The organism is Microcoleus sp. T3_B1, from assembly GCF_036700445.1.
Lineage (GTDB): Bacteria > Cyanobacteriota > Cyanobacteriia > Cyanobacteriales > Microcoleaceae > Microcoleus.
In genome coordinates this window covers 1-21,820 of record NZ_JAUBOX010000072.1, presented here as the reverse complement: position 1 = coordinate 21,820, position 21,820 = coordinate 1, and the positions used below count along the sequence as shown (strand labels likewise).

Genomic DNA, 21,820 nt, shown 5'->3' with positions numbered 1-21,820 from the left:
ACCAAAATTCGTAGGGGCGGGTTCGCGACTAATTTTGTCACCCACAAACAATTTTAATAAACCCGCCCCCACCCAACCAACAAGCCCAAATCACATCAATTTCTGGTTTAATTAAATTAATTATTAATATTTGGGTGGGGTGGGGGCGGGTTTTTACGATTCGTCGTTGGGTGTCATATATTTCGGTGAACCCGCCCCTACAGGATTGTGATATTATAATCTATTGTTGATGAATCTACGCTCGCAATAACCAAAATTCGTAGGGGCGGGTTCGCGACTAATTTTGTCACCCAAAAACAATTTTAATAAACCCGCCCCCACCCAACCAACAACCCCAAATAACATCAATTTATGGTTAAATTCAATGAATTATTAATATTTGGGTGGGGTGGGGGCGGGTTTTACGATTCGTCGTTGGGTGTCATATATTTCGGTGAACCCGCCCCTACAGGATGGTGATATTATAATCTATTGTTGATGAATCTACGATCATAACATCTACTAACAAAACCATGAAATCAACACACAAAAAAAACCGCTTTTTCCTCACCTTTCTCTCATTCACCACCTTAGCAATGTGGGAAATAGGACTTTTCCCCCCATCCCAAACAGCCACAGCCCAAATTACCCCCGCAAACGACGGAACCAATACTCAAATTACTCCCAGCGGCAACCAATTCAACATCAACGGCGGCCAACAATCCGGTGACGGCACAAATCTCTTTCACAGTTTCCAAGAATTTGGTTTAACTCAAGGGCAAACTGCCAATTTTATATCAAATCCCAATATTCGCAATATTTTAGGGCGAGTTGTCGGCGGCGATGCTTCGCTGATTAACGGATTAATTCAAATAACTGGCGGCAATTCCAATTTATTTTTAATGAATCCGGCGGGCATTGTATTTGGTGCAAATGCCAGTTTGAACGTGCCTGCTGCTTTCACTGCTACTACTGCGACGGGCATCGGCTTTAACAATAACTGGTTTAGTGCGGCTGGTACAAATAATTATACTCAATTAGTGGGAAATCCTAATAGTTTTGCTTTGACAAATACACAGCCGGGAGGAATTGTCAATTTAGGTAATTTGGCTGTGGGACAAGGGCAAAATTTAACTTTATTGGGTGGCACGGTTTTGAGTACGGGACAACTTTCTGCACCGGGAGGAAATATTACTGTTGCGGCTGTACCGGGGGAGAGTTTAGTCAGAATTAGTCAACCGGGAAATCTGTTGAGTTTGGAGATTCAGGCGCAATCTGTAGCAGGCAGTTTGCCTCAAAATTGGGTGTTGCCGGTTGCATCTTTGCCGCAGTTGTTGGCGGGTGGCGGAGGAAGTGCAACGGGGGTGACAGTCAACGCTGGAGGGCAAGTAGAATTAACTGGTGGTGTGCAAGTAGAGAATGGAGATGCTGTTGGAAAAGGAACTATTAATACCTCATCTACAACTGATGCCGTTAATGCTGGTTCTGTAATTTTACAAGCTGTAGGTAACATTATCCTCAGAGATATTAATAGTAATTGGAGTGGTGAATCAGGTAAAGGTAATGCAGGCAATATCACGATCGTGAGTACCGCAGGAAGCATCGACACTACTGCTGGTCAATTATCTGCGTTTGCTAAAAATGGGAACGGTGGTACAGTAATATTAAAAGCTCAGCAAGATATTGTTACAGGCACTATAGAATCGGCAGTAAATCAATCCTTTGGTGGTCTTCCCAGTTATGGAAATAGTGGCGATATTTCTATAACTAGCATAAGCGGATATATCAATACCAGTGCTGGTATTCTAGATGCGAGAGCTAATAATGGTAATGCTGGAAAAATTACCCTACAAGCTAGAAATAACATCACTACTGGTAGTATACTAACTTTTCTTTGGAGTGGAGCAACTGGTAAAAGTGGTAATATCTATATCACCAGTACAGAAGGAAGTATCAATCTTAATTCGGGTCAATTATATAATGGAATTCCCCAAGCTGATAATGTGGCTGATAAATTAGATACTGGAATTACATTTGGAAATGGAGGTTCTATTTCCATAGAAGCTAAAAATGATATTACAACTGGCAATATTTATACTCGCGCTACTAATAATGGAGTTGGAACGAGCGGTAATATTTCTATTACAAGTACAGCGGGAAATATCAATGTCAGCGGTGAAATTATATCAACTAATGCTGACAATGATAAAGGTGGTGACATTAGATTTAATGCTGCTGGCAATATTAATGCCCATCAAATTTCTGCCACAGGCAAGCAAGAAGGTGGTGCAATAAATCTTAATAGTGGTGGCTCGACAAATCTCGAATCGCTAAATGCTAGCGGTGAAAATAAGCAAGCTGGAAATATTATCATTCAAGCTAAGAGCGGCATCACAACACCGACAACAGGAACCGCGATTGCAGGTGATTCTACTAACGGCAACGGTAGCAATGTTACTTTATCTACTGCCAGCGGTGACATTAATATAGGCGATGTTTTAGTATCGGGAATACAGGGTGGAAATCTTAACTTTACTAACAGCAACGGAAATATCACTACAGGTCAGTTATTGACAAGTTATGACGGTTCATCTCCCGATCTTAAAACTAACACAGGCGGCAATGTCACTCTAAATTCTGGGGGAAATATTACTACCAGCGACATCCGGGCGATCGGCAATCAAGACGGCGGCTCAATAACCTTCAAAAGCGGCGGTTCTATAGATACTACCGCCGGAATCATCAACGCGATCGGCGGCAACAACGGCGGCAATATTTCCCTCGAAGCCGCAACCAACATCAGTACGGCAGGAATTGGTAGCGCCCTATTATTAAGCGGGTTCAATGCCAATAGCGGAAATCTTCGCATTCAAAGCGGCGGTAATATCGACACAACTGCCGGCCCAATTATTACCGCTGCGGCAAATGGTAAGGGCGGAGGAGTCACCATAAATGCTGGCGGAACAGTTTCGACATCTGATATTAATTCCCGCACTTTCGCTCCCAGTATTACTGTGACTGGTGGCAATATTGATATCAAGGCTAAGGACAGTATTACTGCTAAGGGAAATATCGAAACCAACCGCAATAATATTACTTTTAACGCTCCGGTGACATTAGGTGATAACCTGTCGGTCAAAATTTTAGAGATGGGCGATATTACTTTTAAGTCTACTGTTGACGGGCCTTACAGTCTGACTGTTCAACCCGATGCCGGAAGTGTTGACTTTGGTGGTGCTGTGGGCAGTGTTGCTCCCCTCAACAGCGTCAATATTCAAGATGATATCCCCGAAAGTCCCGCTGCAATTAACATTATTACTACAAATAATATTACCACCAAAAATATTACCTCACCCGCCGGAATTTCTTTGTTTAGTGAGAACGGAGAAATCACAACCCAAAATCTCGATGCGACTTCCCCTAACACGGGCGGCAATATCGATTTGAATGCTGGAACTAATATTACTGCGGGCGATATCAATACCTCGTCTGCTGGTAATGGCGGCAGTATCTTGCTCGACGCTACCGGAAGTATTACTGTTGGTAAAATTGACTCTTCGGCGCAGGGGAATGCAGGGAATGTCACGGCTTATAACCGCAGCACTTCTGGCAATATTACTGTGAATCAAATTGATGCTCAGAGTCAGGGCAGCGGTATCGGCGGAAATGTGGAGATTCTGATGGGAATGTTTTTTCGATCGCTCAATTCCTTCACAGACAGAAACGGCATCAATGCTAGCATTTCTACGGCTGGAAGTCCTGGAGATAGCAGCGGCGGTACTATAATTATCCGCCACGGAGGCGCAGGATTAACGCCGTTTATTGTCGGTGATTCTGCCATAAATGGAACGGCGGGTGCAATTACTAGGGGAAATTCTAATCCTATTCAAACAATTTTGCCCGATCGCGAATATCTCTATACTCACAAACAGGATGTCGATCGCATTCAAATTATTTCCGTACCGCCGCCAATAGTTGCACCCACGCCAGCAGCTACTCCCACACCCGCACCCACACCAGCAGCTACTCCAACACCCGCACCCACACCAGCAGCTACTCCAACACCCGCACCCACAGCCGCAGCTACTCCAACACCCGCACCCACAGCCGCAGCTACTCCAACACCCGCACCCACAGCCGCAGCTACTCCAAGGCCCGCACCCACACCCGCAGCTACTCCAACGCCCGCACCGACACCCGCAGCTACTCCAACGCCCGCACCGACACCAGCAGCTACTCCAACGCCTGCACCCACAGCCGCAGCTACTCCAGCGCCTTCCCCAACACCGACTCCAGCGCCCGCACCCACACCCCCACCGCAACTCCCACCACGTTTACCCCTCGCACCTTCGGCAACACCGGAAAGCTCGATCGCACCTGCCCCAACACCGGAAAGCTCGATCGCACCTTCCCCAATTCGCCAAATATTTATCCCACCTGCCCCAATTCCCCAAACTTCGATCGCACCTTCGGCAACACCCGATCCGATACCTGGTTTTCCCATCGACTTCCAACTACCTCAATTGCCCGATTCATTCGTACTGCCACCCCGCGCGCGCCCCACACAGCCCTCAACACCCACAACCCCAAACGCTGCTGCCCGCATAGCTTCGAGGCCTACCCTTCCCTCTGTTTCCCAAATCAACTCCTCCCTCGCCACTCAACCTGCGATCGCCCTTCCACCTTCAAACCCACCAAATCCCTCGCCCACAGCCCCTCTTGCCTCCGTAACCCAGCCTCTAACTCAGATTCAGCCAGCACCTGCAAGTGCGATCGTACCCGCGCCTGTAAGTGCGATCGTACCCGCGCCTGCACCCGTCCCCGCACCCGCTGTCAGCCCCAGCCAAACTCCCCAACAAAATTTAGCTTTTTTAATTGGCGATTTATTGGGTGCTGAAACTTCTTTCGAGCTAAATCCTGAAACTGGAAATACCAGAGTTGGCTTCCAACTAGACAATAATCGACAAATATCGATCGACATACCGCCCGTTGTTGAAACACCCAATCTTACCTTTATCCCAGCTTCAGAAAACCCTCCCGAAAACCCGCCGCAGCTTGGCGCTTCTTCCACCGAACAACCCGACGGATACATAGTCTTAAATCCCCCTCCCGCCGAGACGCCTCTTCCAGAACAACCTGCTGAAAACCCTACTAATTGGTTGGTAAATATTCCCCAAATCTCTCTGCCGCAAATAGAATCACCTCCCGTTAATCCAGTACCCGCACCAACACCAGCACCAGCAACAACTCCAGCGCCCGCACCAACACCAGCCCCAACTCCAACTCCTGCCCCCGCACCAGCGCCAATTCCCGCACCAGCGCCAATTCCCCCTCCGATCGCAGAAAATCCCTTACCCGCAGATATCCCAAATCTCTTTCCCTCACAAATTAGCAGATCGCTCGTCGAACAAACTTTAGACCAAGGCAATGCTAATGATGCTGTTGCCCTAATTGACCAACTCTTTGAACAAGACTACGAAAATTATTATGGGGAAAATTTCACCGATAAAAAAATCAACGTTCAATATCTGAGAGAAACTCTCAAAACAATTAAGGAGGAAACCGGGAAGCAAGCTGTAATTGTTTACGCGATCGTCCGGCTCAAAGAAGTGTCGCTAGTGTTAGTAGTTCCCGACGGGCCTCCTATTCTCAAACAAGCGCCGGTTAACAGCAAAACACTGCTAAAAACTGTGAATCTTTTTCAGGGCTATTTGGCACAGCCACAAAGTTCCCAAGATACAGCATATTTGGAAAACGCGCAGCAACTTTATCAATGGTTAATTGCACCAATATCTAAAGAATTGGAATCGTTAAATATCGATACGCTAATTTTTTCATTCGATGCAGGTTTGCGCCAACTGCCACTATCCGCTTTGCACGACGGCAAGCAATTTCTAGTAGAAAAGTACAGCCTCGGCTCAATTCCCAGTGTCAGCCTGAGTAACACAAAGTATCAAAGTTTGAAAAACGCTCAAGTTTTAGCAATGGGTGCTTCAGAGTTTCCACACACCAAGAAAGAGCGTTTGGCTGCGGTGCCGATCGAATTATCTGCGATCGCCGGGAGGAGAACAGAAACGCAAAATCAAGCAGCATTTCCCTTGTGGCAAGGCCGCTCTTTTCTCAATCAAGAATTTACCCTAGAAAACCTGAGAAAACAGCGAGAACAACAGGCATTTGGAATCGTTCACTTAGCTACTCACGCCAGTTTTCCTCAAGGCGAAAATGGAAGAAAAGAAGCTGAGATTGATTTGTGGGACAGCTCTTTGGCGCTGGATGAATTTAGGTTGGCGAAGTGGTACGATCGCCGACAAGTAGAATTATTAGTGCTGAGTGCGTGCCAAACTGCGATCGGCGACAATACAGCAGAAATGGGATTTGCTGGACTGGCCGTCCGCAGCGGTGTCAAATCAGCGGTAGCGAGTTTGTGGAAAGTTAATGATATCGGCACTTTGGCGTTGATGACCGAGTTTTATGGCAATTTGCGTTCAGCGCCAATTAAAGCTGAAGCCCTCAGAAAAGCTCAACTGGCAATGATCCACAAACAAATTGTAGTAAAAGACGGTCAATTGCGGGGAACTCAAGGCGCGATCGACATTAATCAAGCCACACAAGTAGCAAATGCAGATTTCTCTCACCCGAACTTTTGGGCCGGATTCACAATAATTGGCAGTCCTTGGTAATAGGCGATATTTGTAGGGAAACGGCACGGCGCCATGTCGGGTGCGATATCTGTAGGCAAACAACACGGCCCAGTGTCCGGCGTCCAGAGTATCCCTGACAATCAAGCATCCAGGATACCCGCCACGTGATTCATCCGTCCAGAAATAAAAAACCTGTATCCGATAAAGGAGCCCCCGAATTTATCTCGCGCAAGTCAATGCTTCAATTCTAAAATCTAAAATCTAAAATCTAAAATCTAAAATCGATTGACTACTATCTTTTTATGTCATAAATTTGCTATGAATAGCAAAACTAAACACTAGCGGGGCAAAACCTGTGGGCAAGTTTGATAAAATATTCAATTCAGAAGACCAATCCGAAGCAAGCTTGACTTTAGAAGAATCCGTAGCAGCGGTAGCACTTGTCGCAGCCGAGGCAAATTCCCCTGATACGGATGCTGATATCTTAGAAAGCATACTTTGGGAATCAGAAATATTTGCTGAATACTCGGAAGATGATATGTCAGCAATGTTTCAAAGACTCGCAGGTATTGTCGCCCAAGACGGTTTAGGAGCATTATTTAATACTGCTTGGGAATCTATGCCAGATGAGTTAGTTTTGGATACTTTTGCCATAACCGCAGCAATGTTTGTCGCAGATGGCGAAATATCTCAGAAGCACCAGGCTTTTCTCCAGGAATTCCAGCAAGCATTAGGTGTGGAAGACGAGGAAGCTGCAGAAATTATTGAGGATGTAACTGCTGCTTACTCGGAAGTGGAGGGCGAAGAGTCTGATTTCGATGCGGCATGGTACGTATCTCCTGAAGGCAATTTTAGCGTTCCCATTCCAGTTGACCAGGAACGAGGCGGTAAAATGGATGAGCAAGAAGGCTGTGTCGCATTTTCTGACGACTTTGGCGTTTTGCTGAAAATAGATTATTTCCCTGTTGCTGGTGAAGTGGAAGAAACAATCGAGTCGGTTGGCGAGGAAGCTTATCTCAAGTCTTTTCTCGACAATTTTGTTTCTCAGGCAATTCTTGCTAATGTTCCCAATTCTAAGTTACTCCACGCGGAATATTTAGAAGATGAAGAAGCTTATTTCGTGGTTTTAGATTTGCCGACGGGTGCAACTATCAGCGTGCAAGAAAACGATGGCCCTCTGACTCGGTTGGATGCTTACCGGGGACTTATGGCTTTTATTGCTGACGATTTTTGCTACACGGTAAGCTGTCAGCGCATTTATCAGGAGGGGGATGAATTGGGTTCCCTGGAGTCTGAAGTTGAGGGAATTATGAACAAGATTTTTGGGTTTATTGAGACAATCGAATTCGGGCCGATCGAATAAAGAGGACTTATACCTTTTTCGATTAAAGAATTGGGACTGGTGCGATCGATTGACCGTAAGAACCCGGTAGGGGCGGGTTTTTGAGATTGTCAATTATTGGCGGGTATTGTTGGTGAACCCGCCCCTACCATATTAATGGTAATTGATAGGACATGATATTACAGGTTTTTTTGCAATAAAATAGTGCGATCGACAACAGGGTTTTTTGACCAATTCTCGATCGCACTTCCAGATACATTCAGTCAACCACAGTCGAGAGGTAGCAGCAATTAGCCGCCATTTTCGACTAATTAGTAGTCTGAGCTTCCACCAATCTTTGCTTGAGTTCTTCCAGAGCACTCGCCCAGCGCGGATCTGGCTGCACTGAGCCGGAATCAGGGCTCGACACCGTTGCTGCTGACTGATTGCGGCGAGACTTGTTGTTGTCACCCCGACGGCGATTGCTTTTGCTGGAACCGCCTCCACCTTGGCTAGGGGGAGCCGAGCGCTGCTGTTGCTGTGGCGCAGGCACAGGCATTGGCACAGACGGCGATGCCGACACCAACTGCGGTGACTGCTGCGACTGCTGCTGATCGTCTTCGCCCTTCTCAGATTTACCCTTAGAGCGGGGCAATGCCTTCTCTATTTTCAGCGGGTTTTCTTTGAACATCAAGCCGTTATATTTCTCAATAACTTGGTCGGCTTGTTCGTCGGTTAGCACCGTCACAAAACCGAATCCTCTGCATTTTCCAGTTTTGCGGTCTGTAATTACCTTGGTGGTAACAGATTCGCCCTCCGGTGCAAAAACTTCTTGCAATTCTTGGCGATCGAGTTCCTTCGGTAGATTGCCAACATAAAGACGAATAGACATGAAAAATTCCTCCCGACTTGGATTTTAATTAATTTGCTCGAACAGAATTACCTGAACTCAACTGAATATTGACTTCAGGCAAACACCACATAACCCGAAAATTGGCGCATTCCTCCCACCAACCTTGACAGCTCCCCCACCTTTTAGAACAAAAAGATGATTTACTCTGATAAGGCCGGAACTTAACCGCCGATGCAGAGAGCTTTTAAATCTCAGGTTGTTGTGTAAACTTTTAGTCATCACTCAAATGTTTAGGCTATTGGCTATTCTGTATTACTTGCTTCCGGTTTTGATTCAGAATGTTTATAGCCAGCGCCGTCTAGAAATTTATGTCCAAGGATGTGTCAATTGCAAGCGATCGGAATGCCAATATTCAGTTTAATACAGTGATGGATAAAATGGCTAACATTTTTTCAGCCAGTAATCTTACCTCGCTCCTCATCTCGCTCCTAATGCTGAGAACTACTCACTTACCCGCTATCCCTTAAATCAGGCCCGGCAGAGTCCGAGCATTCTTTAAAGGTATCACAGCCTTGGTAACAGAGCTAGTTATTTAGGAAGATTTCAGTCTGAATTTAACGGAAACCACATCTGAATCACTTTTGAGAATTCATCCGGCACAGCAAAAATAGCGATCGAAAAAAAACAGCCGACAAGCGGCTGGCTGTACTTGCTGTGTTGGGATGTTGACAATTTTTACGCAATGCCTTAAGGGATTTTAGCCAACTGAAGTTATCGCGCTATTTGGTTCAATCCAATTCATGTAAACTAATGTAACAGGCTGCGGGCAAAAAAGCAACTTTTCTTTACGAAGGAAGTTCGGCAACGGATTTTGTAACGGATGTAACGGATGTAACGGATGTAACGGATAGACTGTAGGGTGCGTAGGGAGAAACTCCAGAATCCGATCGCCAATCCCCTGTTTAACTCAACACCGATCGAGGCTGCGCGTTGAGATCGATTCACCTGAGATGTTGCACCTTTCTCAATAAGCTTTTTATGAACAGGCAAGATGCCTGTTCCACAAAGAGTGAATTTTCTTGTGGAACAGGCATCTTGCCTGTTCCTGAGAAAGGTGCAAGATGTGAGATTCACCCCACAATCGGACAACTATTCCTCACCTTGGGCCCTGGATAATGATGTATGCGCCCCAAAAAGCAGCAGCAAAGGCCAAAACCGCAGACCAAATCGGATGTCCGCTGTCACTAACCCTCCCTCCTTGACTGCGGAGACTTTCAAGGTCGATCGCCACAGTAGCACCCCGGCGCAGCCAACCAGTCGCCACAACAGATGTTCCGATCAAATCGCTGGGGCGAGTAGTCTCTTTGAACAAAAATGGCCACAAAGAGCCAATGTAGCCAAACCTCGAAACATAGTGCAACCTCACCAACCCTGTCGCCGTTTGCAAAATCAAATCTTGTCCCAGCCAATTACTCATACCCGATCGACCCAAAAGTTGCCCTTCCAGCCGCACCGGTTCAGCATCCAGCGGCAAACTCTCAGGATTTGACAAAATTTCCGGCAAACTCGGCGAAGCGGTTTCTCGCGGTATAATATCCGGGAAGAAATAATTGATCCGCATCAAAGTACCGATGCTAAATCCGATCGGCAAACAGCCCCAAAGAATAGATCGATCGCCCCAAAGCCAATCCAACTGCCAAATACTCGTCCTCGAAAAAATCCCCCCAATCAGCCAAAGCACCCCGACTATCGCCAAACTCATCGGAATCCCAAAAAACGGCGCACCCTGTAAAAATAGTTTTGAGTCTTTAAATTCGAGTATTGACTTAAACACAGACAATTTTCCTTTCCGGGGCTGTTCTGGCACTCCCGCGTTTGCCAAATCTAACTCTGTCTCCAGTTGCCAGAATTGAGCATAAAGAGCCAACAGCTTCAAACGCTCTCCCAGCAAAGGATGCGCGCGATTAACCGTCAACCAATTGCGCTCGCGATTGCTGACATCCCACAGCAAAATCTGTTCTAGCGGCGCGTGTAATGCAGCAGAACCAAGGGTTACAGCTTGTCCAACACCTACGGGTAACAATAGATCGAAACTTTCGAGGAAAAAGCTAGTTTGTTTTTGCTGTTCGATATTATCAGCAATGCCGATCGCAATTTTACCCAGTGCCCGCGTCAAACCGTTAGGATTACCCGTAATTTCCGCAGCAGTGCGATCGCTAAAATACACTCTGCGGCGCGACAGCCACAACATCGGCCAGCGCAACAACTTATAAATCCCATAACTGGTAGCAGAAATTGCAGCGGCCACAAATTTGACAGCAGAACGCAAAAACTCGATCGTCATTAAATCACACAACCGCTCTTGCCAGTGCGCCACCTGCCAATAAATCAGGTAAGGAATCTGAATCACCAGCAGCGCCAGCGACATCGGCGCAAAATCCCAGTGAGAGATATGGGCCAACTCCCGCGCGAAAATAGTAGCAATTTCATCATCCGTTAATTGTTCCAACAGCCCGCGACTCACAGCAATCCGAGCAAAACGGGGCAAACCGCCGTAACAGAAAGCTACAGGAACATTCAGCGGCAAGAGTTTCAGCACCGGCACCGGCATATTTTGCTTCGTACAATAACTTCGCACCACCCGACTAGCTTCCTTGCTGTGCTTCGATAAAACTGACCCGCGCAGGGTTTCAATGCCGCAAAACAGTTTCAGCAGCGCGTCTATCAGCCACGGAGACGAGGCCAAAAGCAATCCAAAAACCATCTGAACAAACGGAGTTGGATCGCGGTAAAAAAGCTGAATCGGCGCGAAAATAGGCAGTCTACTGAATATGTAAAGCTGAACCAACAGAGAATTAGTGTTTGTCAGCAAGAATTGCAGCACAAACCGGGCTAGGAAAAATAGGGCGATCGCACTTGCAACGGCTTGCAGCCGAAACTCCAGCAACTTCAGCGGTTTGAGCGGGCGCGGGCTTTTCGCGCGCCCTGCTTCGCGCCAAGTGAGTTGGTAAGTATCTGGGCTGGCGACTCCGGGAATATCTGTTGGGGAAGCGGAACTATTTTCGCCACTAATTTCTGCGGTATCCGGTGCGGTTTCTGTAGGGGCGGTGCCCCCGTGCCCGCCCTCTGATGTCGGGCCCCCGTGCCCGCCCTCTGATGTCGGGCCCCCGTGCCCGCCCTCTGATGTCGGGCCCCCGTGCCCGCCCTCTGATGTCGGGCGAATCGGCGGTGTGGGGGGTGGATGTGGCGGGGAAATCGGTTGCGATTTGGCGTTCCCAGGCTCTACAGCCGGCTCTAAAGGTAAAAATCCTGTTTTTTTATCGGCGGTCGGTAGATCGCCCCCAGGCGTTTTTTCCGGCGATTTTGTTCCGGCATCAAAGGCGACAAAGCCTGTTTCGGGGGGAGTTTCTGCGGATTTTGGTTGATTTTCCGGTGGTTTTGGGGGGCGAGGGGGGGTTAATTCTGTTAAAGCGCGATCGGCCCAAGTTTTGACTTGAGGGTTGGGACTTTTGGCGAGGGAAGAGCACAGGGCGATCGCCTTTTTGACATTACCGGTTGCTTTGTACGCAGCCACTAATCCCATCTGCGCGCGGATTCCCGACGACTGATTGGCGGCGGTTTGGGTAACGGATTCTAAAAGGGCGATCGCCCGATCGTAATCCCGCGCTTTCAAAGCAGCTAAACCAGCCTCTAGAGCTTGTTTTGCAGATAAATCCGCCGAATTTTGATGGTTTGGAGATGCCATAACAGTGATTGCACTAGCGCCTTGTCTAAGATAGCTTGGGCGATCGATAGATTACGGTTTTAACACAGAAATTAGGACACGGCAGTGCCGTGTCCCTACAATATTATTTTGGGGTAGGGACACGGCATTGCCGTCTCCTCTTAGTCCCTACAATATTATTTTGGGGTAGGGACACGGCATTGCCGTCTCCTCTATTATTCCGGTGCTCTTTCAATCACCGGGTTTTAATCTACAATTGAATTAAGTCCTCACCAATACATTTATGCCGATCGAAGACGAAGATTTTGAAACCGAATCAATTAGCGACGATCGCAAACTCCAACTCTTCACAGACAGACACGAATTTACCCGCCGATTTGCCTTTTATTTAAACGAAGACCCGCCCCGCGAACAAATTTTGTATTTTTACGGCGATGGAGGCAACGGCAAGTCATTGCTCCTCAAACACTTGCAGTATAACTGCTGCAAAAGATTTTCGCCGCAGGTTTGGCAACAATTGCGCGCACTCCCCGAATCAAAAGCGGCCGAAGTTGCTGATTTCGTCCGCCACGCTGAACCTAAAACCTATACTCCCATACCCGTAGTCAGACACGATTTCGGATTGATACCGATTAAAGAAGATAAACCGCAAGATAGATTTTACGGCTTGCTGATGCTTCGGCGAAATGTTGCAGCAGCCACTAAGAAATATAAATTTAAATTTCCCAATTATGACTTTGCTTGCTTTTGGTATTTGCTGAACAAAGGCGAATCACAGGCAACTCTCAACCAACTTTTCCCCGATGATGTGGCGGAATTGGTGGCACCTGTAGTTGAAACTTTTGCCGATTTTCCGGTGGTAGCGCAAGCGGTGGCGGTACTCAAAGGGATAGATAAATTCGGCGGGATTAAGCGGGCGATGAAATTAATTCAAAATCGCTTGGGTGTCAGCGACGAAAAAGCGGATCAAATTCGCCGTCAAGATATTGATACTGAGTTAACCGACTGTTTGCCTAAATTGTTTGCTGGGGATTTGAATGCGGCAATGGCTGGTAGAAATAAACCCGATCGCCTCGTGATGTTGTTCGATACTCACGAGAAAATGTGGGATGAAAAACGCAATTCTCAAGGCGCAACTTTTTGGTATCAAGATGAGTGGTTTAGGCGGTTGTTGAGGGCATTGGATTACAAATTGGGGATTGTGGTTGCTGTGGCGGGGCGAGAGTGTCCCGTGACGCAATTGCGGTGGCCGAATGCGCCGAGGTTTCCGATTCCAGAAGATTATATAGATAAACAATTGGTGTGGCATTTGTCTCCCGCCGATGCTAGGGATTACTTGCACAAAGTGGAGATTGACAAGGCTGATTTGGCTGATGCTGTAATTAAATATGCCAGCGTCAATCCCGATGATAATTGGGAGAATTTGCCGGTACATCCGTTTTATTTAGGTTTGTGCGCGGATGTGGTGCTGGCAGAAAGAAGGCGGGGAATTGAGTTGCTGGCGTCGGATTTTTCGCGGATTCCGAAGTTAAAAAATAAGACAGAGGAATTAACGGATCTCTTGCTCAGCTATGTCGATCGCGAAGTGCGATCGGCTGACGCACTCCAACATTGATTGATGTTGTTGGCGGCAATTTTTATTTCCACACCTGACAAGCTTTGTATCATTGTGAATTAACATGATATGGATAACTGCTGAATATAATTGATAACTTCATCTTTACTAATTATTTCAGAAGTTGGCACACAATAAGAAGGGTAAATATAATGAGTTTTACCTGTCGCTGCTGTTTTGCGTTTATCTATTTTTGTACCGTATCTATCTGGATAAATAATCCACTTTGTACTGGGACGTGTTGGCGTTATTGCTCCCCAAGCTATTTTGGTATTTCGACAGTACCAAATAACTACTGCTGGCGGGTTTACCCATTGTTTACTTTCTACTTCACCGCACATCCAACCTTTATAACCGGGCGGTATTTGTCGAATCGGATCTGTAATAGACTGAAATACTGTTTTTACAGATATCCAAAAAATTTTATTGCCTAAATTATCATACACAGGAATATCTTCGTCAGTATTAAACTGAGTAAGAATAGACTCTCCTGTATTAATTCCCCGTTTCCTCAGTCCATTGCGAATAAGTGTTACAGCATAATCTCCTTCAGCTAAAAATTTTTCCCAAGTCATAAATACTTAATCATACTTTTTCCTTAAAATTTTATCATCAAAACTCATCTAAAACTTCTTCGTTTACATCTGGTAAAGAATTTTTCATTTGATTCATTTGTTCTTTCACCAATTCTATTAAACGATCGTTGCAGTATTCAGCAATTGCTGGATATTTGTCTGCAGTCTCTTCTAAAGGTGTTATCACACATGGATCGCTAATATCAATACCCAATTCTATCCACTGCCTAGTTTGCTCCACAGCTACATTGACCAGCTTTTCTAGTTCTGGTAAGTAGTTACTTATCCCATTCAAAGGATTTAATTTCGATATTTCTTCTAGAGAAATAGACAGATTTTCTAGTTGCTTTTTCTTGAGTAATTTAAGGTCTTTATCTTTTGCAAATACTGAAAGAAGCGAAGATGTTCCCGCTTCTAATATTTTTGTATGAAGGACTGAAAAAGGTTGCCGACCTTCAACCGGAATATTATCCCAATAATTAGTAGCAAGTTCTCGAAATAGTTGATATGCTCTAAAATAATGTAGGCATGCATCTATCCCATCTTTTGTAGTGCTCGCTAAATTAATCAAACCCAGAGCCTCATACAATATTTGACAAGTCTTTAAATCCTTACTACAATCATCACTGAATTTTTTTATGACCTCCTTTAACTTTTCGTCTAAAGATATTTTCCAAGCATAGTTGCCAATGTCATAAAGTACGAATTCGTTAACCTCTTGAAACTTCTTTGATATTACAAATAACTCTTCAGCAGTTAAACGTTCACGTATCACTCCCTCCTCGGCAGATGATCTACTACTTCTTTCCTCTGACTTCGTGTCCTTCGCGTCTTCGTGGTTAAATAATTCGATATTCTTCCAATGGGAAGGGGCTAAACTATTTATTTCATCAATTTTAGTAGTAAGTGTGGATATTAAACTCTCAAATTCAGCACTAACAAATTCCGTTTCGAGCTTTTGCCTAGCTTCCTCTATTTTCGTTTTAATACTAGAGGTGAGAGCTTCTTCAAAGCTATCCAAAACAAACTGTGTCATAGCATTTAACCTCGCAGCAGTTGGCTGACTTGCACTAACGAAAGTTAGTTTACTTGCATTTTATCACAACCACACGAATAGTGCATCAAAGGGCGAGCGCACTTCCCGTACCTCATCCAAGACTTAAAAACAGAAAGTCCGCCTGTGCGGACTTCGTTTGTCTAGCGCCACACATCAGTCTGGCAGACTAATCACTCCAAATTCAACACACAATAAGGATAACGAGTCGTCACACAAACTACTGGCCCCACATAAAAACCCGGTTTCTGCCCACCCGCGCAGTCCTGAACGCACTCCGACAAAGAAACCGGGTTTTTTCCCAAATTTGCGAATCACCACCAAATATTGTCATAAAAACCCGGTTTCTGGCCACCCGCGCGTAAGCCCTAAATTTGCTACAATAGCCCTATAAAATATCAAAATATCAAAATATAAAAAATATGAACGAATCCCAAATACCGCAAATACCTTGGCTGCCATTAAGCCGAGAAGCCCACAAACTATCAGTTACCGACAGATTAGCTTTAGTCAACGCGATTGTTGAGTCCATCAGACGGGAACTCAGACCCTCACAATCCCTGCCAGATAACTTCGTCGAGCCGATGACGGGGCTACCAAAAACTGATGCACCACTCCCAACAAATACCGAAGTTAAAATTAGATTGCGGGGCGATCGCAAAGGTGCGGCAAAGCGACTCAGAGGGCTAGCAAAAACCGATACGCCACCTCCAACAGATGCCGAAGTGGCAGCCATGCTAGAAGAACGTTTGGTGGAGAAATACCTAAAATGAAGGTATTAATAGACACCAACATTATTCTCGATAGTTTGCTAGAACGAGAACCGTTTGTAGAAGATGCTGATGCTTTATTTGAGGCGATCGAAAATGAGCAAATTGAGGGATATGTAACGGCAACAACCTTAACAAATATCTTCTATATTGTCAGAAGGCAAACTCGCAGCCTCGATCGCGCTAGGCAAGCTATTGCTGAAACACTAGCATTAATGAAAGTATCTGCCGTCGATCGCCACGTTTTGGAAATAGCATTTGCATCTAATTTAACCGATTTTGAAGATGCCGTGCAGTTAGCTTGTGCGCTGTCAGATAACTTGGAGGCGATTGTAACCCGCGATACAGGAGATTTCGCTGGGGCTACCTTACCAATTCTATCACCTAAAGAGTTATTAAAACGTTTGGAATAAGATTAATAGGACTTACGCACTCCGACAAAGAAACCGGGTTTTTTACCGAATGTGTGGGTCACAACCCAGTATTCTCGTAAAAACCCGGTTTCTGGGCTTCATCCGTAAGCCCTAAAAAAACTTAACCTTGCAGCTTACCGCCCAGATTTTCTCGGCGATGTACCGTCAGTTGATCGCTTCCGACGGATCAGCACGCTCATCACCTGCTTCGGATTAGCGGCACGCTGTACGGGACTCCAATCGCCCACTTCTGCAAATCCCAGCCGGTACAAAGTCAGTATGGTTTCCCTGACACCCTTGGGCGAACCGACAACCGTTAACAGCACCACTTCCTGTTCGCATACTGCTGCTGAGTCGTCATTTGGGCATTGGGATTTGTTGTCGTCAGGCACGAATTCCTGTGACATAATATGTTCTCCTGGTTTTGGGTTTTCTAGAAAAACCCAAAAACCCAGCCGCCCCGCATTTCAAGACATAGCAGGGCGGCTACAGAGAATGTTAAGATTCTCGGAGCCTCCAGACTGCTGATTCCAGTTTGGCGGTTATGCTGTCCATTGCTGCTACCAACAGCTTTGGGCAGTGCAACTAGATTTTTGGGCGACGCGGGCTGCCTCCTCTACAAGCAAAGCAACCTCTCACTTCAAAGCGTAGCCGCAGATGGGGGCCGCCGTCAATCCATTTTGGATTTTAGATTTTGGATTTTGGATTGACAATCGGGATTGAGAGGTTTTGGGCCGGGCTGAGGATTTAGATTTGACGCACCTTACTCGATTAAGCAGGCGGGATTGAGTACAGGGCAGTGCCTTTTTCCTACAAATCTTACAATAAATATCATTGGTAGGGACACAACACTGTTGTGTCCTTTGTCTGTGGTAATGACGGTTTTTGTTAATAACAATCCCGATTTTTTAGAGGATGCGGCAGTGCCCATTGGTGTCAATTTAACGTTAAACCCGCACTTCGAGAGTCCGACAGTCCGACAGGGGTTGAAACCCCTGTCTCAAAGCGAAAGTCCTCTAAAGAGGACTGAGAAAAATACTTTTAAACTCATTAGTCCTCTTTAGAGGACTTTCACTATTAGCCAGGGAATTCATTCCCTGGCGGACTGGCGGACTAAGAGATTAAGTTGACACTAATGGGCAATGCCGTTTCCCTACAAACCAACTATCCCCCTCACTCCTCGCTAACAGCCAAACCCGAAACCACAGGGGCGATCGCATTTAACTTCAACACAGGATGATCCCCTTCCACTTGTCGGCAATTCCACTCATTCCTAAACAGCAAAACCGGCCTTCCCCAAGTATCTTTTACCGTCACCGTATTAAACAGCCGCCCAACTTTTTCCAGCGCCTCCCAACCGCCGTCAACCCAACGAGCTACACTGTAAGGCAACATATCGATCGTCGTTTCCACATTATATTCCGACTGCATTCTGAACTGCACAACTTCAAATTGCAACTGTCCGACAGCCGCCAAAATTGGCTCGCGTTTCGACTCATCAACTGAGTACATAATTTGCACTGCGCCTTCTTCCTGCAACTCAGAAACGCCTTTGCGGAACTGCTTAAACTTAGAAGGATTGGGATTTCTCAAAAAAGCAAAAAGTTCAGGAGAAAAACAGGGTATCCCTTCATATTCCAGTTTTTGGCCGGTGTAAATAGTATCCCCGATCGCAAATACTCCCGGATTGTTCAAACCGATCACATCCCCCGGATACGCAACCTCGATCGACTCCCGATCCTGAGCAAATAACTTTTGAGGTCTTGACAAACGCACCGTTTTACCACTGCGAGCGTGAGTCACGTTCATGTCCTTTTCAAACTTGCCCGTACAAACCCGAATAAAGGCCACCCGATCGCGGTGTCTTGGGTCCATATTGGCTTGCAATTTAAACACAAACCCGGTAAAATCTTCATAAGTTGGCGGCAAGTCTCCGGCGCTGCTCTTGCGGGCGATCGGCTTCATAGCGTAATCTAAAAACGCATCTAAAAACAGTTCGACCCCAAAATTGCTCATGGCGCTGCCAAAGAAAACTGGTGTCATTTTTCCAGCCCGAACTAAATCTAAATCGAGTTCAGTTCCCAACTCATCCAGCAGTTCTAACTCTTCTTTGAGCTGATAGTAAAGGTCTTGTTCCAACAAATCTTCAATGCGCGGATCGCCCAATTCGATGACAGTATCAACAGCAGCACGAGAACCGTGTTTAGCCCGCTCGAATAAGTGAATTTTGCGCGCCCTGCGATCGAAAACACCTTTAAAGCGATCGCCCGTACCTATCGGCCAATTTACCGGATAAGTCTGCAACCCCAATTCTTTCTCAATTTCGTCCAACAAATCCAAAGGTTCTCTGCTAGGGCGATCGAGCTTATTAAAGAAAGTAAAAATAGGCAGACTTCGCAGCTTACAAACTTCAAATAACTTCCGAGTTTGCGGTTCCAAACCCTTAGCAGCATCCTCAAGCATCACCGCATTGTCAGCCGCCGCCAGAGTTCGATAAGTATCTTCGCTAAAATCTTGGTGTCCCGGAGTATCGAGCAGATTAATGTGATATTTTTTATACTCAAACTGCAAAACAGTAGAAGTAATAGAAATTCCCCGCTGCTGTTCCATCGCCATCCAGTCAGACGTAGCGTGTCGCTGAGCCCGCCGCGCTTTCACAGAACCTGCTTCGTGAATTGCACCTCCGTACAGCAGCAGCTTTTCTGTCAAAGTAGTTTTTCCCGCGTCAGGGTGCGAGATAATAGCAAAGTTGCGCCGGCGCTCAACAGCAGTTAGCAGTTCAGTTTCGAGTTCTGTTGTCATCAAAAAAAAATCCGTAAGTGGGAACTCAGTCCCTTTAGGGCTGAGAGGGAAACGGCTCGGCGGTTTCAACCGCCGTGAATCTTTCCATTACACGGGGATTGCTTAATTCGGTGTACTTTTGTAATGTACTTTCAGTGGGACAATTACCACCTCAAACCTCGCAACCCGCTCACGCATAATGTTTGCTCTTTCGAGCCTCCCTTTCGGGGTAATGTTCGCCTCGCCAAGGTTATAAGAGCTTGTTAGGCTTGCAACACTGTTTCAGTGACCTTAAAACTGTTTAATTGCAAGCGACAGAGCAGGGAACTGGCGTCGCATTCGCCTGGTGTCGTGACTCAAATAACGTAGTCAATTAAGACTTAGGCTGGTCAGTACAGCTTGCTTGATTACTCTTACAAGCTCAGTCCCTTTAGGGCTGGGTTACTGACCACAATTAGGTAGGGGAATCATCACCCGATCGCCATTATAGCCTGTGCTACAGTTGCTATTAAAGGTAAAATTATCATTAAAGTCAAGGAACAAAAATAATATGTACGACTCGGACAAGCGAAAGCTGCTATCACTGGTGTGCCACGGGGCGATTTTTTTCAGCACGTTACTGTTCTCGATCGGAGCGCCGATCGCTGTATTGTTAGTATCAGATGACCCCGTTGTCAAAGAAAACGCCACAGAAGCCATCAATTTTCACCTTAATGTATGGCTGTACAGCGCCGTAATTGTGGCGTTAACTGTCGTCACTTTTGGTCTTGCTGGCTTTATCCTAGTGCCCCTAGGTTATCTGCTACACTGGGGACTGACAATAATGGCTATCCTCCACGTTTTGCAAACTCCTAACCAACCTTACCGCTACCCTTTTATTTTCCGAATAGTTTAGACCGAAAATCGCGCTTCACCATCTATTTCAAAAACCCGATTTTTTGAAAAAACCGGGTTTTTAATTATTTTATAACTCCATACGCTTGGGTTAGTGCTAAAAAAACAGATCGTGCGTAGGTTGGGCACGAGTGAACGAACCCTCCGTTTTACTCCGCCCAACATTTTCGCTATAATTTTCCACGGGCCCAAGCGTATTGAATTATCGAAAGCTTTTTAACCATTCATATTTGGCGTTACCATAGGCTTCTCTTGCCAGCAATCCGTCTGCACCGCGTCTGGATCGCTAGAATCGCAATCGCTCTAATATCTTTGAGTAAGTGTGCTTTACTTCTTTCTATTCTTGGGCCCTTCAAACTGGCAAAATGTTCTAAAAAACTGGCATTTCAAATATTCAGTGAAGACCAGGAATCTGTTTGTTTTTGTTGGAAACTTACAGCTTTACTAAAACCTATTGCCCTTGATATTCCCACTAAAATACAACAAAATACATTGAAATTTAGTCGGATTTAACTGTAGCATATTTTGCGTTAAAGTTAAGATGCGTTTAGCCTGCGCCGGGAGGGTGACATAATGTCTAAGGCTCCATCTAACAATAGTCCGGACAGTTTTCAATCACTAACGGCAGAATGCGGGTTTCAACCTTCTCAGTGAGGTCAAATGCTAACGGTAGAATGAGGGTTTCAGCCTCGGTCTCAAAAACTGTCCGGAGTATTGATCTAAGGAATGAGAATTAAATAACTTACACAAGTTTGTGGGGAGTAGGGGATGGGCGTCCCGCCCGCCCTTTTTGGACGGGCGGGACGCCCATCCCACCATAACAATTAAAATTGTAAGTTATTTAATTCGCGCTCCTAAATACGTGACTCGATATGCCGAAGTATCGCCATTTGTAGCGAGCAAGGCTTCATATTGCTCCCAGTTAACGCGATCGGTAATGTAGCGGCCTTCAGGATCTTGGCGTTGGAGGGCTTGTTGGTCAAGTAGCGCGTTGAGATCGCTTGTAAACATTAGTATTACCTCCTTGAGGGTGGTCTTCATTCTAATTTACTGAAGGCGATCGCACAAATGTCTATCCTCCTCCTTCACATCGGCATTTGTTCGCAAGTAATCTCGCACGCGAGGGTGCATCTCAGTTTGGCAAATACATCAAATTGAAAGTTGACCGTTGAGATAAGCACAGCGAAGAGCAAGGATAGA

The 21,820-nt window shown here is 45.9% G+C and carries 13 protein-coding genes and 1 pseudogene; 6 read left to right on the top strand and 8 right to left on the bottom strand.

The annotated features are described in order from the left end of the window. The first annotated feature begins 575 nt into the window (after positions 1-575). Positions 576-6,659, top strand: coding sequence for a CHAT domain-containing protein (locus QT990_RS27685; RefSeq protein ID WP_445305456.1), 6,084 nt, complete (start codon positions 576-578; stop codon positions 6,657-6,659). 316 nt (positions 6,660-6,975) lie between these two features. Continuing rightward, positions 6,976-7,983, top strand: coding sequence for a tellurite resistance TerB family protein (locus QT990_RS27680; RefSeq protein WP_333309333.1), 1,008 nt, complete (start codon positions 6,976-6,978; stop codon positions 7,981-7,983). Positions 7,984-8,269: 286 nt separating this feature from the next. Here QT990_RS27680 and QT990_RS27675 read toward each other — a convergent pair whose 3' ends face one another. Together QT990_RS27675 and QT990_RS27670 are read right to left on the bottom strand one after the other, a co-directional pair. Further along, entirely contained in the window at positions 8,270-8,833 is a 564-nt protein-coding gene (locus tag QT990_RS27675) for an RNA-binding protein (RefSeq protein ID WP_333309331.1), read from the bottom strand. Between the two features lie 1,117 nt (positions 8,834-9,950). Further along, positions 9,951-12,539, bottom strand: coding sequence for a M48 family metalloprotease (locus QT990_RS27670; RefSeq protein ID WP_333466008.1), 2,589 nt, complete (start codon positions 12,537-12,539; stop codon positions 9,951-9,953). 262 nt (positions 12,540-12,801) lie between these two features. Here QT990_RS27670 and QT990_RS27665 point away from each other — a divergent pair, with 262 nt between their 5' ends. Then, on the top strand, positions 12,802-14,133 hold the full coding sequence (locus tag QT990_RS27665; protein WP_333146343.1) for a hypothetical protein: 1,332 nt from the start codon (positions 12,802-12,804) through the stop codon (positions 14,131-14,133). A gap of 59 nt (positions 14,134-14,192) precedes the next feature. Here QT990_RS27665 and QT990_RS27660 read toward each other — a convergent pair whose 3' ends face one another. Together QT990_RS27660 and QT990_RS27655 are read right to left on the bottom strand one after the other, a co-directional pair. After that, complete coding sequence (locus QT990_RS27660) at positions 14,193-14,708, bottom strand: hypothetical protein (protein WP_333146341.1); 516 nt, start codon at positions 14,706-14,708, stop codon at positions 14,193-14,195. Between the two features lie 37 nt (positions 14,709-14,745). Beyond that, positions 14,746-15,744: a hypothetical protein gene (locus tag QT990_RS27655; protein WP_333146339.1), complete on the bottom strand. Its 999-nt coding sequence runs from the start codon at positions 15,742-15,744 to the stop codon at positions 14,746-14,748. A 440-nt stretch (positions 15,745-16,184) separates the two neighbouring features. Here QT990_RS27655 and QT990_RS27650 point away from each other — a divergent pair, with 440 nt between their 5' ends. Next, positions 16,185-16,535 (top strand): hypothetical protein, encoded by a 351-nt coding sequence (locus QT990_RS27650; protein ID WP_333146337.1) that lies wholly within the window; start codon positions 16,185-16,187, stop codon positions 16,533-16,535. After that, positions 16,532-16,945 (top strand): PIN domain-containing protein, encoded by a 414-nt coding sequence (locus QT990_RS27645; RefSeq protein ID WP_333146335.1) that lies wholly within the window; start codon positions 16,532-16,534, stop codon positions 16,943-16,945. The genes QT990_RS27650 and QT990_RS27645 overlap by 4 nt, the downstream gene beginning before the upstream one ends. A 134-nt stretch (positions 16,946-17,079) precedes the next feature. On the opposite strand, the gene QT990_RS27640 is transcribed toward QT990_RS27645, so the two are convergent. Then, the gene (locus QT990_RS27640) at positions 17,080-17,352 is read right to left on the bottom strand and encodes a hypothetical protein (protein ID WP_333146333.1); all 273 of its coding nucleotides are present in this window, start codon (positions 17,350-17,352) and stop codon (positions 17,080-17,082) included. 766 nt (positions 17,353-18,118) lie between these two features. Next, on the bottom strand, positions 18,119-19,747 hold the full coding sequence (gene prfC / locus QT990_RS27635; protein WP_333146331.1) for a peptide chain release factor 3: 1,629 nt from the start codon (positions 19,745-19,747) through the stop codon (positions 18,119-18,121). 529 nt (positions 19,748-20,276) lie between these two features. Between prfC and QT990_RS27630 the strand changes: the two genes are divergently transcribed. Beyond that, positions 20,277-20,621, top strand: a complete 345-nt coding sequence (locus QT990_RS27630) for a DUF4870 domain-containing protein (protein ID WP_333058248.1) — start codon at positions 20,277-20,279, stop codon at positions 20,619-20,621. 207 nt (positions 20,622-20,828) lie between these two features. Here the strand turns inward: QT990_RS27630 and QT990_RS35910 are convergent. Continuing rightward, positions 20,829-20,976: pseudogene (locus QT990_RS35910) on the bottom strand (transposase family protein); the annotation flags it as partial. Positions 20,977-21,457: 481 nt separating this feature from the next. Next, complete coding sequence (locus tag QT990_RS27625) at positions 21,458-21,631, bottom strand: hypothetical protein (protein ID WP_333466007.1); 174 nt, start codon at positions 21,629-21,631, stop codon at positions 21,458-21,460. Between the last annotated feature and the right edge of the window lie 189 nt (positions 21,632-21,820).

What these genes read in the sequence shown, in the direction of transcription:
- prfC (WP_333146331.1), bottom strand. Translation starts at nt 19,747, where the DNA reads ATGACAACAGAACTCGAAACTGAACTGCTAACTGCTGTTGAGCGCCGG.
- QT990_RS27660 (WP_333146341.1), bottom strand. Translation starts at nt 14,708, where the DNA reads ATGACTTGGGAAAAATTTTTAGCTGAAGGAGATTATGCTGTAACACTT.
- QT990_RS27630 (WP_333058248.1), top strand. Translation starts at nt 20,277, where the DNA reads ATGTACGACTCGGACAAGCGAAAGCTGCTATCACTGGTGTGCCACGGG.
- QT990_RS27650 (WP_333146337.1), top strand. Translation starts at nt 16,185, where the DNA reads ATGAACGAATCCCAAATACCGCAAATACCTTGGCTGCCATTAAGCCGA.
- QT990_RS27645 (WP_333146335.1), top strand. Translation starts at nt 16,532, where the DNA reads ATGAAGGTATTAATAGACACCAACATTATTCTCGATAGTTTGCTAGAA.
- QT990_RS27625 (WP_333466007.1), bottom strand. Translation starts at nt 21,631, where the DNA reads ATGTTTACAAGCGATCTCAACGCGCTACTTGACCAACAAGCCCTCCAA.
- QT990_RS27685 (WP_445305456.1), top strand. Translation starts at nt 576, where the DNA reads ATGTGGGAAATAGGACTTTTCCCCCCATCCCAAACAGCCACAGCCCAA.
- QT990_RS27640 (WP_333146333.1), bottom strand. Translation starts at nt 17,352, where the DNA reads ATGTCACAGGAATTCGTGCCTGACGACAACAAATCCCAATGCCCAAAT.
- QT990_RS27675 (WP_333309331.1), bottom strand. Translation starts at nt 8,833, where the DNA reads ATGTCTATTCGTCTTTATGTTGGCAATCTACCGAAGGAACTCGATCGC.
- QT990_RS27670 (WP_333466008.1), bottom strand. Translation starts at nt 12,539, where the DNA reads ATGGCATCTCCAAACCATCAAAATTCGGCGGATTTATCTGCAAAACAA.
- QT990_RS27665 (WP_333146343.1), top strand. Translation starts at nt 12,802, where the DNA reads ATGCCGATCGAAGACGAAGATTTTGAAACCGAATCAATTAGCGACGAT.
- QT990_RS27655 (WP_333146339.1), bottom strand. Translation starts at nt 15,744, where the DNA reads ATGACACAGTTTGTTTTGGATAGCTTTGAAGAAGCTCTCACCTCTAGT.